This window comes from Terribacillus sp. FSL K6-0262 (assembly GCF_037977385.1).
Lineage (GTDB): Bacteria > Bacillota > Bacilli > Bacillales > Amphibacillaceae > Terribacillus.
Window position 1 is genome coordinate 2,440,448 of sequence record NZ_CP150277.1, and the last position, 14,368, is coordinate 2,454,815.

General features: G+C 47.3%; 11 protein-coding genes, 2 pseudogenes and 1 riboswitch. Of the genes and pseudogenes, 9 read left to right on the forward strand and 4 right to left on the reverse strand.

Features of this window, described 5'->3' with window-relative positions:
- Positions 1–102: 102 nt before the first annotated feature.
- A pseudogene (locus MHI54_RS12490) lies at positions 103–393 on the reverse strand (hypothetical protein); the annotation flags it as partial.
- A gap of 25 nt (positions 394–418) precedes the next feature.
- Between MHI54_RS12490 and MHI54_RS12495 the strand changes: the two are divergent.
- From MHI54_RS12495 to MHI54_RS12530, 8 genes and pseudogenes are all read left to right on the forward strand, one after another.
- Positions 419–808: pseudogene (locus tag MHI54_RS12495) on the forward strand (hypothetical protein); the annotation flags it as partial.
- A gap of 44 nt (positions 809–852) precedes the next feature.
- Entirely contained in the window at positions 853–1,428 is a 576-nt protein-coding gene (locus MHI54_RS12500) for a class D sortase (RefSeq protein ID WP_095214078.1), read from the forward strand.
- A 260-nt stretch (positions 1,429–1,688) separates the two neighbouring features.
- Positions 1,689–4,226, forward strand: coding sequence for a LuxR C-terminal-related transcriptional regulator (locus tag MHI54_RS12505; RefSeq protein WP_095214077.1), 2,538 nt, complete (start codon positions 1,689–1,691; stop codon positions 4,224–4,226).
- A gap of 90 nt (positions 4,227–4,316) precedes the next feature.
- A complete protein-coding gene (locus tag MHI54_RS12510) occupies positions 4,317–4,712 on the forward strand; it encodes a VOC family protein (RefSeq protein ID WP_198946011.1) in 396 nt (131 codons plus the stop codon).
- Complete coding sequence (locus MHI54_RS12515) at positions 4,709–5,419, forward strand: hypothetical protein (RefSeq protein WP_095214076.1); 711 nt, start codon at positions 4,709–4,711, stop codon at positions 5,417–5,419. Before MHI54_RS12510 ends, MHI54_RS12515 begins: the two co-directional genes overlap by 4 nt.
- 106 nt (positions 5,420–5,525) lie before the next feature.
- Positions 5,526–7,073 carry an exopolyphosphatase gene (gene ppx / locus MHI54_RS12520; RefSeq protein WP_340081649.1) on the forward strand — a complete coding sequence of 516 codons (1,548 nt, stop codon included), beginning with the start codon at positions 5,526–5,528 and terminating at the stop codon, positions 7,071–7,073.
- Positions 7,074–7,160: 87 nt separating this feature from the next.
- A complete protein-coding gene (locus tag MHI54_RS12525) occupies positions 7,161–9,281 on the forward strand; it encodes an RNA degradosome polyphosphate kinase (protein WP_095214074.1) in 2,121 nt (706 codons plus the stop codon).
- A gap of 113 nt (positions 9,282–9,394) precedes the next feature.
- On the forward strand, positions 9,395–10,042 hold the full coding sequence (locus MHI54_RS12530) for a hypothetical protein (RefSeq protein ID WP_340081650.1): 648 nt from the start codon (positions 9,395–9,397) through the stop codon (positions 10,040–10,042).
- A 14-nt stretch (positions 10,043–10,056) separates the two neighbouring features.
- Here MHI54_RS12530 and MHI54_RS12535 read toward each other — a convergent pair whose 3' ends face one another.
- From MHI54_RS12535 to MHI54_RS12545, 3 genes are read right to left on the reverse strand one after another with little or no spacing between them, the layout of a single operon-like run.
- Positions 10,057–11,091 (reverse strand): hypothetical protein, encoded by a 1,035-nt coding sequence (locus MHI54_RS12535; RefSeq protein ID WP_340081651.1) that lies wholly within the window; start codon positions 11,089–11,091, stop codon positions 10,057–10,059.
- The gene (locus MHI54_RS12540) at positions 11,088–12,317 is read right to left on the reverse strand and encodes a glycosyltransferase (RefSeq protein WP_340081653.1); all 1,230 of its coding nucleotides are present in this window, start codon (positions 12,315–12,317) and stop codon (positions 11,088–11,090) included. The genes MHI54_RS12535 and MHI54_RS12540 overlap by 4 nt, the downstream gene beginning before the upstream one ends.
- Positions 12,314–12,940 carry a hypothetical protein gene (locus tag MHI54_RS12545; RefSeq protein WP_340081654.1) on the reverse strand — a complete coding sequence of 209 codons (627 nt, stop codon included), beginning with the start codon at positions 12,938–12,940 and terminating at the stop codon, positions 12,314–12,316. Before MHI54_RS12545 ends, MHI54_RS12540 begins: the two co-directional genes overlap by 4 nt.
- Positions 12,941–13,210: 270 nt before the next feature.
- Between MHI54_RS12545 and MHI54_RS12550 the strand changes: the two genes are divergently transcribed.
- Positions 13,211–14,146 carry an IS30 family transposase gene (locus tag MHI54_RS12550; protein WP_340081424.1) on the forward strand — a complete coding sequence of 312 codons (936 nt, stop codon included), beginning with the start codon at positions 13,211–13,213 and terminating at the stop codon, positions 14,144–14,146.
- A gap of 26 nt (positions 14,147–14,172) precedes the next feature.
- A riboswitch (cyclic di-GMP riboswitch) is annotated at positions 14,173–14,255 on the reverse strand.
- Between the last annotated feature and the right edge of the window lie 113 nt (positions 14,256–14,368).

The following is a 14,368-nucleotide window of genomic DNA, read 5'->3' on the forward strand; positions in this document are numbered from 1 at the left end:
CTATCAGCGAACTTTTGAGGGAATACCCTCTGTGCCTCCTGCTATTCCTAATCTTACATAAAAAGTCTTTTGATGTAATGGATTTCCCTGTATAAAAATGGCATACGCTGTTAATTCATTCGTGCAATAGCTGAGCCAATGATCATGATTCTTCCAGTAATCTTTCTCGATAAAGTGATCAAATGCTTTTTCCACAGCATCGATCCATTTCTGCTGCTTATCCAGCCGGTACAGTCTCATCAGGGCAAATGCTGCTTCTCCATCGTAGTAAATGATACGGAATCTCTCTTTCACTTGAAGGGATGGATAGTGAAGCACATGCATGAATTCCCCATTTTCCAGCTGCAAATTCAAAATCCCTTGCGCAAGCTTTTGGGCATGGGGTAGATAGGAAAAGTCATCAAATACTTCCGCTAAACCAGAGCGGAGATATTTTGAATTCGGATTGAAGAATGTAAGCGATAAGCTGGATTTCATCTATCATCGGAATACCACCTTCCCTACATTTTTAGAGCTGACCCTGGCAACAAGCAAAATGATCGATCGCCTGAAGGAAACAGGACACAGCGATCTGTTGGACAGCTTCGATGAGGAAAAATTGGAAAATACGATTCATAAAAGAGCGGAATATCAGCGGAACGGTCACTTTTATCCGGAATTGGCCATGTACTGCAAGAACCCTGGCCGCATACTGGGCAGCTTCTTCATCAGACACCATTCTTTCCGCGCCCGTATAGATGACATCGAGCATTATTTGTCAGGCTACTGCGCCTACTATCAGCGATATGCAGGGGCAAAGCAGTCATGACGGCAATAAGCGGATGCCATTCATCTTGATCGGGAGGTAATATCGTGAAGATAATTGGAAATGGTCTTATCCTGGCAAGTGTCATATTGCTAGCGGTCTTCGGTTATCAATATTTTACGCAAAAGCAAGAACAAAACCATTCCTTCATTGAAGCGGAAGAAAAAATAAATGAAGAAGGGAAGGCCATCGACGAGCCCTCCATCGCAGATTTTAAAGCGGAAGAAAATGAAGCCTTTGCCATTTTGGAAGTCCCTAAATTAAAAAAATCCTTACCTATCATAGAAGGAACGGATCCAGATGATTTGAATAAAGGGGTCGGACATCTGACCGATTCCGTATATCCTGGACAAAAGGAACAAATTGTTTTGTCGGGGCATCGTGATACTGTTTTCCGGAGCTTCGGCGAGTTGGAGCTGGGAGATCGATTTATCGTGAAGATGCCTTATGGTACCTACACCTATGAAATCAAAAGCACCGACATCGTACCCGAGGATGATACAACAGTGATTCGCAAAATGGGGGAGGAAGTATTGGTAGTCACTACTTGCTATCCATTTCACTACGTGGGCAGCGCACCGGAAAGGTTCATCTTTTACGCTTATCCTGTCGCCGAATCATGATCAGTCATGACAAAATTCAGCCGGCAGCGGATACTGTCGGCGTTCCTTTGCTTGGAATCAGCGCGTGATGGAAACAAAATGTCAGGAACTTTGACGGGTGGACACCTTGCTGCACTGCAGGGTGCTTTTTTTCTGTGTGGAAATGAATCTATTATACTATTAAAAATTGTAAATGCAGTTACAAAAGTGCTAGATTTCACCACAAAATTCTGCGAGTTTTGTTATAATTGAAACAACAAAGCTGGAAAAGGTTGATAGTGATGCAGGAACAACAAGCTAGTCAGAATGAAGTGACAAAATCGGCTGTAACTGTCGGTCAAATGAGAATAGAACGGATTAAGCCCGGCAGTGTCTGGACGAGGATCGAGACATGTAAGCTGACGGCGGTGACGGCTCCCTCCGGCTATGGCAAGACGACCATGCTGCAGGAGTGGGCAGCACGGACGCATTTGGACGTGGGCTGGGTCAGCTTGGAGGAAGAAGATATCCAGCGAGTCCCTTTCTGGAAGAAGCTGATCCTGCATATGCCAGGTTTGCCGGAACAGGATCGGAAAAATTTATTGGATATCATACAGTCTGCTTCCTATTCGCCGACTCATTTCATTGCAACATGGTGTGCTTGCTTGCGTAATCATCAAGTCACCGGTGCATTGATCATCGATGATTTTCATTTGATGACAAATTCCAACGAATTATATGAAATGACAACATTATTGGAAGAGATGCCGGATACATTCCACATCATCGTTTCGGGGCAGTTCTTTCCCGGCCTGTCTTTAAAACGCCTATCGCGGCAGCGTCAGGTACTGCAAATAACAAAGTGCGATCTTATCTTTACAGAAGAAGAGATCGCATCGTACATCAGGAATCATCTGCAAAAGGAGCCGACCGAAGCGGCAGTCCGGGATATCATGCAGCAGACGCAGGGCTGGGCTGCCGGTATCCAGCTGATCCACATGTACGAGCAGTTCCAGGAGGATTATTCCGAGCTGATGTTTTCGAATGTCATGGTCGCAAGGCAGCTGATACAGGAAATTGTCTATAGTCTGCATGAAAATGAGCGGAATTACTTGCTGTCCACCTCCATCTTGAATGTGATGCATGTTCGCTTATGCGATTATATTGCCGGTACAAGGCGCGGCCGCGTGGTGATGAGAAGATTAAGGGATCAAGGCTTGCTGAATGAACTGCAGGATGAGCCGGGCTGGTTCACCTATAACAAGCATCTCCGTACATATTTGAAAGAAATGCTCGATATGCAGAATATCGATGTCAAGGAATTGTATAAACGGGCCAGTATCTGGCATGAAAATGAGCAGATGCTGCTTACGGCCATTCAATATGCTTGGAAGGCTGGTGATCACACACGTGTCAGACAGCTCCTGATCAAAGCAGCTCCCCGCCTTCTCCAGGAAGGGCGCATCGATCAGCTGCAGGAATGGATCAATAAGCTGCCGCGCAAATATATTTACCAGATGGAACTTGGTATCATCTATGGCTGGGTGGAGTGCCTCCGTTATCAGCCGAAGGTGGCCCAGCGGCATGCCCATATGATAGAGGAGCAGCTGCTTCGCCGCGAATTGCAGTTCAGTGAAGAGGAAGAGAAACGGCATTTTGCTGATTTGTATACATTGAAAAGCTTCATTTCCCTATTGGAGGATGATGTGAAAAGTACGATGGATTATGCCAGCAAGGCACTGGTATACAGTAAGGATTCCAGCAGATACTTTTCACATTCCTTCGATTATAATCGGCATGACGCCACCATCCTTCATTCCCCGCTTGGAGGAGGCGGTGATTTGCGGGCGGTCCAGCGTGTCTATGAAAGTTTGGCGCACACGATTTCAGGCGAATCCGTGTTCAGCGGCTATTATCATCTGAGTCTGGCCGAGCTTGCCTATGAATGGGGAATGTCGGCCAAAGCGAAAAGTCACTTGGGAAAAGCGTTGTCCATTGCGGATTTATTCGGATTGCCAGGTCTGCTCGTCCCTGCATACATATTGAAATCCCGTCATGAATTGGAGCAGCAAGGTGATGCACAATCGGCCAAGGTGACGCTGAACAGGCTGAAGGACATGCTGACAAGGAGCAATGCTTCGGCAGATTGGTTCAAGAAAGCAGAAGCGGCAAGGATTCATATAGCGATCGATCAAGGTGATACGAAAAGGATACATAATTGGCTGACGCTGTTTTTCATGCAGGAGCCTCCGATTGAACAAAAAACCTTGTTTGAATACATGACCCTCATATGGGCTTATACAGCACTCGGTGAAGTCGAAGCAACACAGAGATATATCAAGAAGCTGCTGCCGCTTGTCAAATTCAGCAATCGGATCAGTGCAGGGATCGAATTGCATATCATCCAAGCGATACTGCTGTATCCAGCTGATAAGCAGCAAGCCCTCCTTTCCTTGAAAGAAGCACTGCGTCTCAGCGCTGATCATAAATATCTGCGCACCTTCTGGCGGGCCGGCGAGACGGTGCGCGATATGCTGCATGAACTGCTGTCATCAGGCAGTGTGGCGAAAAGGCAGCAGAAGTATGTGGAACAGATCCTGTCGTATTGGTCCGAGGAAACCGATGATCAAAAGCTGCAAAGCAGGCTGACAACCAGGGAATTGCAGCTTGTCTATCACTTGCAGCTTGGCAAACGGAACAATGAGATAGCCCAGGAGCTTGATTTATCACTCGGTACCGTCAAGGTCTATTTCCACCGGATATATGAAAAGCTTGGTGTGAAAAATCGCAAGCAAGCGAAGGAAATTGCCGCTGGTCTTGATTTCTCCGCTATTTTGTAAAGAAGCAATGATATTTGCGGATTTATGCTGAATGGAGGATTTTTTTGTAGTAGAATGGAAGAAATGGAAAATGCGGAAGGAGGCGGCACCTTGCTGCAGGCTGTGCATCATATTGCAATCATTTGTTCGGATTATGCAGAATCCAAACGCTTTTATACCGAAATATTGGGGCTGCGGATCATTCGGGAAGTGTACCGTGAGGAGCGTGATTCATATAAACTGGATCTTGCCCTCGGAGATACCTACGTCATTGAACTATTTTCCTTCCCGAATCCTCCGGAGCGGCCGAGTTATCCGGAAGCAGCGGGATTGCGCCACCTTGCATTCTCCGTGGATGACGTCGAAAAAGAAGTGGCCCGTCTTCGGGACATGGGTGTGAAGACGGAGCCAGTCCGGGTCGATCCTTTTACAGAAAAAGCATTCACATTCTTCCAGGATCCGGATGGCTTGCCGATCGAGCTGTATGAAGAGGGGGCCTCGGTGTGAAAAAGGAGACAATGCTGATTGGGACATTCATCGTTTTCCTTGGTATCGCAGTTTCTGCTTTCTTCTATGTACAGAACAAATCGGTGACGAGCAATTCCCTGAAGGCGAATGAGCAGAAAGAGCAATCCTATGCTGCCAAGGCAAAGGTGACAGAGGAGCCTAAGGAACTGAAAGCCGAGCACATCGAAGGGGAATTTGCCCTTCAGAAAGAAATGATCACAGATGAAGAAAAGGAAGCTGCCGGACCAGAACCCGAGGTACAGGAAGAGGAAGTGCTGACGACCGAAGAACCAGTCATCGCAGAAGATGACACGGAAGAAGTCGATGGCTCTGATTCCACTTACCAAGCACCTGCCCCGAGCTATACTGCACCAGTGGGCGGATCATCAGGCAGTTCCCCGAGTTATAGCGGCAGCTCTGGCAGTTCCGGCAGCTATAGCGGCGGCGGAACTTCAGGCAGCAGGGGATCATCAGGCAGCAGTTCCGGCAGCAATGGATCTTCCAAAGAGCCGGAAGAGGAAAAATCGGCAGATCCAGCGACTGCCCCTCCTGAAGAAAAGGAAGGACCAGCAGCAAAACCTGATACAACCCCGAAGCCGGCTGAGGATGAGCCGGACGAGGAAACGGTACAGGAGCAAGAGCCTGCACCAGAGCCTGAGCCCGATGTCCCTGCCGGAGACGATGAAGAAATCCAGGCAGTTGGATGATGCCGTATAGTCGCACATTTGTGCGGCTTTTCTTTTAGCGACTATGTTATGTTGGCTGCTCTATGGGTAATATGGAGAGAAAGGCTTTCACATGAGGGGAGTAGTTATGAAAACAAGGTACTATGCCATCATTGATATTGGATCCAATACAATGCGTCTTGTCGTATATTTGCGTGACAAGAACGGAAGAATCAAAGAAAAAGAGAATGTAAAGGTCGTCGCGCGTCTGCGCAATTATTTGACAGCAGAAGGAATCCTTGATGGGCAAGGGATCCGGATATTGCTTAAGACATTGCACAGCTTCCAGGAAGTGACACGCTATTATGAATTGGAAGAGACGACCTGTGTGGCGACTGCTACGGTTCGGCATGCGAAGAATCAGCAGGATATATTGGATATGGTGGCAAAAGAGACGGACTTCACCATCCGGGTCCTTTCGGATTATGAAGAAGCGTATCTAGGCTACTTGGCAGTGACGAACAGCATGCCATTCCAGGATGGGATCACGATAGATATCGGCGGCGGCAGTACCGAGCTGACATATTTCAAGGATCGGCAGCTGCAGTTCTATCATAGCTTCCCATTCGGGGCCCTGTCGCTGAAGCGGCAGTTTGTCGCCGGGGATAAGCCGACAGCAGAGGAGCTGGATCAGATTCATACGTATGTATACGGGCAGCTGCAGACCTTGGAATGGCTGGCGGACAAACAGCTGCCTGTCATCGCCATCGGCGGAAGCGCACGGAATGTGGTCCAAATACACCAGGAAAAGGTGGGCTATCCTTTAGCAGGACTGCATCAATACAAGATGAAGAAGCAGGATATCGAGGATATGGAAGCAGAGCTTGCTCCGCTGGACTTTGCGGAACTGCAGAAGGTCGATGGCCTCTCGAAGGATAGGGCTGATATCATCCTCCCGGCGATGCAAGTATTCCGCTGCCTGCTTGATATCGTAGGTACGACGGATTTCGTCCTCAGCCGCAAAGGCTTGCGGGATGGTTTGCTCTATGAGGTGCTCAGGCGCCGGGATCAGATGACATTGTTCGCCGATGTGCTGGAACGCAGCTTCGAGGAATTGGCGAAGGATTTCGAGATTGACCGTGCGCATGCGCTGGAGCGGCAGGGGACAGCCTTGCAGCTGGCGGAGCTGGTGGAGGGCCTTGGCCTTGCGGAATGGAATGCAAACGATAAGTTCCTCGTCAGGTATGCAGCTTTTGTATATAATATCGGGGCTTATATCGATACGGAATCCGGAAACCAGCATACGTTTTACCTCCTTGCCAATCGGACGATCGATGGTTTGCTGCATAAGGATCGAATCATCCTGGCGCTGCTGGCGTCCTTTAAGAACAAGTCCTTCTATAATCGGAATGCAGAAGTGTTCCGATCCTGGTTCAAGGGGGAGGAGCTGGCCCATTATCGTTTGCTGGGAGCCATCATAAAGCTTGCCAACAGCCTGCATGCGACAAAGCGGAATATCGTCGCGGGCATCGAGCTGCAGGATGAAGGGGGGGATTTGGTGCTTATCGTGACATGCAATAAGGACTGGCAGGCAGAAAAGTACCAAGTCGAAAAACAGAAGAAGCATCTCGAAAAACAGCTGCGGCGAAATATCCAGCTTGTTTTCCGGGAAGATGCACATTCCAATATAAGCTAAAAAATTACAAAAACTTCATAAAATCTCATGATTAGCTGCTGATATACTAAAATTGATAGAATATTGTCGAAAAGTGGTGCATGGAAATTGAGAACAGAGGAACAGCTTCGGGTGGATTTGAATAACCCGAATAATTACAATAACCGAGAGTTGAGCTGGCTTGCATTTAATGAACGAGTGCTGGAGGAAGCGCTTGATGAGCGCAACCCTTTGTTGGAAAGGCTAAAGTTCCTATCGATTTTCAGTTCCAATCTGGATGAGTTTTTCATGGTTCGTGTAGCAGGTTTGAAAGACCAGGTGAAGGCCGGCTTCAACCGTCCGGAAAACAAAGCGGGCATGACACCGAAACAGCAGCTCCAGAAAATCGGAGCGAAAGCGCATCGTCTCGTCGAGATGCAGAATAGTTTGTTCCAGGATATCATCATACCCGAATTGAGGGAAGAGAAGGTGGAGCTATTGGGGATGGAGCAGCTGTCGAACGCGCAACTGCTGCGCCTGGAAACATACTTCGAGGAAGAGATATTCCCTGTCCTTACACCGATGGCAATCGATGCGTATCGTCCGTTCCCGATGCTGTTGAACAAGAGTCTGAATCTTGCGGTATCTTTGCTGGATGAGCATGAAGCCGATGAGGCATCCCAGCATAAAACGGCCATCGTACAAGTGCCGGCTGTCCTGGATCGTTTCATCCAGCTGGAGGACACGGAGGAAGATGCCCTTCACTTCGTCTTATTGGAAGACGTCATCAGTCATTATATGCATAAGTTATTCCGCGGTTATCATATCAAGTCCGTCACTGTCTTCCGGATCACACGGAATGCGGATATGACCATCCATGAAGAAGGTGCCCGCGACCTGCTGAAAGTGATCGAGAAAGAACTGAAGAAGCGCAAATGGGGAGCGGCTATCCGGCTGGAAATCCCGAAACGGGAGTATGACTATAAAATGGTCACCTACCTGACGGATATATTGGATATCCACCGTAAAGATGTCTATGAAATAGATGGACCAATCGATCTGACAAGCCTGATGCAATTTTACAAAATAGTGGCTGCCAGGCGGGAGCATCTGGTCTATGAAACACTCATCCCGCAGCCGCCAGCTGAAATCGGGACCGATGAGAATCTGTTTGATGCAATCAATGACCGGGATATTTTCCTGCATCATCCGTATGAATCATTCGAACCCGTCGTTGATTTCGTTTCGAAGGCGGCGGATGATCCCGATGTGCTGGCCATCAAGCAGACGCTCTATCGGGTGAGCGGGGATTCCCCCATCATAGACGCGTTGAAGCGTGCAGCCGAGAAAGGGAAGCAGGTCACCGTTTTGTTCGAGCTGAAGGCCCGCTTTGACGAGGAGAATAATGTGCAGTGGGCAAAGGAGCTGGAAAAGTCCGGCTGTCATGTAATCTATGGGATGACGCATTTGAAGACGCATAGCAAGATCACACTTGTCGTGCGGAAAAAGCATAACCGGATCGAGCGCTTTGTCCATCTTGGAACGGGGAACTATAATGATCAGACGGCCAAGCTGTATACGGATATGGGGCTGTTTACCTCCAAACGTAAATTCGGCATCGATGCGACGAATTTCTTCAATTACTTGAGCGGCTATACCGAGAAGCCCACCTTCCATCATCTTTCGGTGGCGCCATTTGACATTCGCTCGGATATGATCGGCATGATCGATGAAGAAATACGTTTACATAAAAAGCATGGTAATGGACGTATCATCATGAAAATGAACTCCATCACCGATAAACCGATCATTCAAAAATTATATGAAGCATCGATCGCCGGTGTGAAGATCGATTTGATCATCCGGGGCATTTGCTGCCTTCGTCCCGGCATCAAGGGTATCAGTGAGAATATCAAGGTGCGGAGTATCGTCGGAAGATACTTGGAGCATACACGAATCTATTACTTCCACCATAACGGGGAGGAAAAGATCCATCTGTCTTCGGCCGATATGATGACAAGGAATATGGAGAAGCGAGTGGAGATCCTTTTCCCTATATTCAACGGATCGATCAAGCGCAGGATCCGCGGTATCCTCGCTGTGATGCTGCAGGATAACTGCAAAGCAAGGGAACAGGATGAAAACGGCGTCTATCATTATGTGAAACGCGTTGATCAGGAGGAGTTGATCGATAGCCAGCTGATTTTGTTCAATGAAGCATATCACCATGTAATGGAAGACGAGGAATGAAAATGGGACGCAGCCAGCGTCCTATTTTTGCTTTTCGACAAAAACTGCTGGGAATCATTGCTATAATATAGACTGGCACTTTTCTAACACTTCCGGCAGAGGGGAGAAAAGCAGTGAAGGCATTTTACATTACGTTACTAAGTATTGGTTTACTTGCAATAGTCGGTACTGGTGTCTACTTCTTCCTAGCACAGGAAGAAGACAATTCGGCAAGCGGGAAAGAGAGCGTGCCGCCGGTGCAATCACAGCAGCCAGAGGGAGCAAAGGATAAAGATATAAAACGAGAAGGAGCTTCCCAGCTGGAGGAACTGACTGGTGGTACGAAGGATTTCCTCTCTACGTTCTCTTATGAGGAATATGATGAACCGATTGCTTATCAGGATGAAGAGCTTGTCAAACAGATCATCAGTGATCAGCATGCCTATTTGAATGATCTGACCGGCTGGGGGCATATCGACAATGTAGACACTGCTTATCTGGCCAAATCAGATGAATGGCAAAAGCTGCAGGATGATGTGGAACGTCTGCGCACGGAAGGATTCGCTCCATCGGAAGCAGTGAATGATATGTGGAACGCCGAGGCCTTCATGCGAATCGCTGCAGACAGCGCGGATTTGAACAGCCTGCGATATGTGCACCGGATCTTTCATGACATGGATGCCGAAATCAATGGTGCCGAGGTGGATAAAATCTGGGGGGCGACGCGTGCATTCGGTGCGGAGCTGGAGACGCAGGAGCTATATGCTTATATCAAAGGATAAAAACGGAGCAGTCCTCAATGACTGCTCCGTCCTGCTTCATAAAGCCGTGCTGCATAGGAGGCATACATGTAATCAAAAAAATGAATATCCGTATAGGATGGAGACGCCTGCATCGGTGCTTGCTTCTGCAGCTTGAGGAACCATTCATCAGCCATTTCCTGATCATGTACAGCCAAGCTGTAAAGTACAGCCAGCGCATACACCGAGCTGGATTCATAGCTGGATGCTGGTGCAGCAGTAGTCCGGTTGTAGCGTCCATGAAGAACGTTATCTGCTTTCGCTTGTTTTTGCAGCCAGTCATGGAATTTCGATGGTGTTTCATTTGTGCTTTTCACATACTGCATTGCAATCAGGAATTGATCGATCATGTTTACCGTTTCTGGATCAGCCGTATGATAGCTTTTGTCCCGGGGATGATAGATTTCGATAAAAAAAGGTGTGTCTGTCTGGCCACCCCTCAGTATCCGCTTGTATTCTTCCAAATTAGGCGCCCTCATATCTTCCAATACAGTGAAATTTATATAACTGAGATGCATTTCGGAAGATTGCTGTTTCCATGATCTATCATAGAAGTCCGTGATAAGGCCATCCGTGAGCTGCGTGCGGATCATGGTATCCCAAATCTGTTCTGCCAGGTCGGTATAGGCCGCATCATGGAATTTTTCCCCGCCGGCCATCAGCACCTCTATTATCCGGAAATCATCCACGGAAGCATTGGTGGAGATGTTTTCCCCGATCTGCCACTTCAGATGGATTTCTCCCGCTTGTTCCACTGCGAAATGCTCCTGCAGCAGCTGAAATTGCTCCTCGAATCCCTTTTGATCATCGGCCAATAACAAATACTCCATATATTGACCCATACTTTCAAGGAGGATGGGGCTGCTATCACGTCGTTCATCCCCATAGCTGCTGATCAGCCTGTCGCTGTTTTGGTAGTGGCGTCCGACAGTGCGGGTCACCGATTCCGTAACGGGCAAGGCGGAGAAGTTAAGAAACAATGCCATGCAGCAAATCAACAGTATGGTCCCTTTCACAGCATAGCTGTTCATGCAGCATCATCCTTGAATCTTTCCGTCTTATCCCATTGCATGGTTTTCCTGGTCACTCGGCTCCATAGATAGGCTACGCCACTCCGCAAAAGCAGGAGCAGGAAGATCTGCGCATATGTGAAATACATTATCAATCCAATAAGGACATTGAATGGCGTGATTGTTCCTTCGAGCACCATCGCGCTGATGATTTGGGCGGTATATACCACATAGCTCATGAACCAGAACAACAGCAGCGGCGACTCGAAATCAGGCAGATCGACCCCCAGCAAGCTGAGGACAAACCATATATTGGAGAACAGCAGCAGCAGTACGAATAAAAGATACGTCATGACATGCTGCAAGCTATGGACGAATGTCCGTCCCTTCCAGTATCGCCATTCATGAAATGATTTCTCCAACAAATAAATATTGCCTGTCAGCCATCTAGTGCGCTGTCTGATAAAAATGCCTATCTTTTCAGGCTCTTGTTCCCATGTCCTGGAATGATGGACGACAGGTAATTTCCATCCAAGGGATGTCAGTCTTACCGTCAGCTCCGCATCTTCCGCTAAAGCATACACATCATAGCCGCCAGCTTCCTGAAGGACACTTCTCCTGAGCAGCATGTTCGTCCCCGCCAGGGAACCAGTTTTGAACATTTTCCATCTGCCGCTTTGCATCAAGAGCTGGAATACTTGAAATTCGATGGAGATCATCCTGGTCAGGATGTTCCGATGCGCATTGATTGTCTTGACATAACCTACTGCGCCGCCGGCCTCGGGTGTGGATTCGGCAGCATGTACAAGCTCGATCACACTGTTTTCATCAGGCTGGTTATCTGCATCGAATACGATGAAGTAATCGGATTCCGTTACCGACAGACCATAGTTCAATACCCTGGATTTTCCCTTCGGTGATCCAGGAGGAACCTTCAGATAATGGATCCGTGAAAAGGTGCTGCTGAATTTCTGGATGATGTCGGCTGTATCGTCAGTGGAGGCATCATCCAGCACATAGACATCCAGCGTCCCGGGATATTTCAGGCGAAGCATGGCATCCAAGGTTTGTTTGATCACTATCCCTTCGTTATGTGCTGGAATCAAGACAGCCACCGAAGGATAAGCAGGTAAGGTGATGCCATTTTTCTTTTGTAATCGCTGAAGGACCCCGGCGATCGTAAGGATGGAGTAATAAATGAGCAGAATCCAGAAAAAGGCAATGACTGCTATCAGAATTATCTTCATCTCACAGCTCCTTCCAACGGACGGTCCATTTCCGTCCCCTCATCCATCTCTTCTTCTTTCATGATTTCACATAAGAGCGGAGGATCGATCAAGTTGAATTGATCACGAAGCTTATTCCTCAACCTTTCCACCACGATATGGCAGCCAGCTTCATTTGTATTCTGCAGGAAAACAAGAAACTGCTCGGGATTCCTTTGGGTGACCAAATCGAATTCAGCACGGATGGAGCTTAAGATACCCTCACTTATGGTGTGGGATAGGGACGCAAGCGTTTCGGGTTTTCCGGCAGGTGTCAAAATCGAGACAAGGAGATAATGATTGCTTTCATTCCTGCGTCTGGTGCCGGTGGTGATCAGCTTCACACGGCTTTGGAATTCGGACTCTGTCAGCAGATTGGTGGAACCGGCATATTTTTCAAGTGTTTGGATCCGTTCCTTTAATGCTATATTTTCAGATTGATAGCGGGAGGTGATTCCATAGATGAGCCAGATCAAGATGATCGCCGCCGTCACGAAAATATGACGAAGCATGAAATGAATCTGATCCTGGAGAGATACATGTGTAAATAACGCATCGAACAGTAAGTAGAAGCCAAAGGCAAGACTTAGCGATAGCAGCGTCACGAACTGTCTGGTAAAGCTTCCGGCATGGAAAAGATGGCCAAAACCAAAATCAAGCCATCAACAGCAGGTATCGTGGAGGAGGTTGTATACGATAAGGCTATCAAACTCAAAAACAGACATGTCAGCAAGATACGTAGTTGCATGCAATACCTACTTTCTTTTGTATATGATGAATTGTAATATTAAGTGCGACACCTTTTGAAAATAGAAAAGCCCATGTTTCCTCGTGTAAGATGAAGTTACCATACCTAATCTTAAACGGAGGAAAACATGAGCTATTCCCATCTTACTACAATTGAACGAGGAAAACTAGAAACACTATACAAGCTTGGCTGGTCTGCACGTCGTATCGCAAAGGAGTTAGGGAGACACCATTCGACTATTTCCAGAGAATTGGAGCGTAACAGTGAGGGCAGCTATAAAGCTGACTCTGCTGACAGAATGTATCAAAAACGACGGGAATTTTGTATTCCTAAAGGTAAATGGAAAGAAGAGCTTAGAGTGGTTATTGAGGAGAAATTAAAGCTCACTTGGTCACCTGAACAAATTCAAGGAAGGCTGGGTATCATCAGCTTCAAAACCATCTATCGTTGGATGAATCAAAGACGATTCTCTGTCGATCATCAGGTCTTCCGTCAAAAAGGAAAAAGGCAAAAACCCCGGGAAACGAGAGGTCGATTCAATATTGGTACGTCGATAAAGGAGCGTCCAAAAGATGTGAAGGACCGAAAATCGGCAGGCCATTGGGAACTAGATACAGTAGTATCAAGCCGTGGAAAAAGTAAAGGATGCTTCGGAACGTTTGCCGAACGCAAAACGCGTTTCTTTCTCGCAGTTAAAATGAACGATCGAAGTGCACGCTCTATGAAGGAAGCTATCTCACAAGTGGCAGCTTCTATGCCTAAGGAAATATTTAAGACAGCGACCACAGATCGAGGGAAAGAATTTGCTTGTTATCAAGAAATCGAAAATGAAATGGATATCTCGGTTTACTTTGCCGATCCGTATGCCCCATGGCAGCGAGGAACCAATGAAAACAGTAACGGGCTGCTTCGGGAGTTCTTCCCAAAGAAAACAGACTTAGCCTCTGTTTCAGAAGATGAAATCCACCAAGCACTATACCTAATTAATCATCGCCCGCGAAAAATATTAGGATGGAAAACTCCTTACGAGGCTTTCCAGGAGGAACTGTCGCATTTAGATTGACAAACTATCATATATAAAAAAAACGCCATCAGAATGGCGGTTGCACTACTAGCTCCTCATTATCCAAGTGCCCACATGCAGATAATGAATCACAGCTTCATTTCTACTGACATAATATATCAATTTTTGTTGAAATGTCCATTGTTATATTCTGCCGTATGCCAAATTGTATAGACTTGTCCAGAATAAGCAGATCATTCCCCTGCGTTTCTGCCCGGCTGC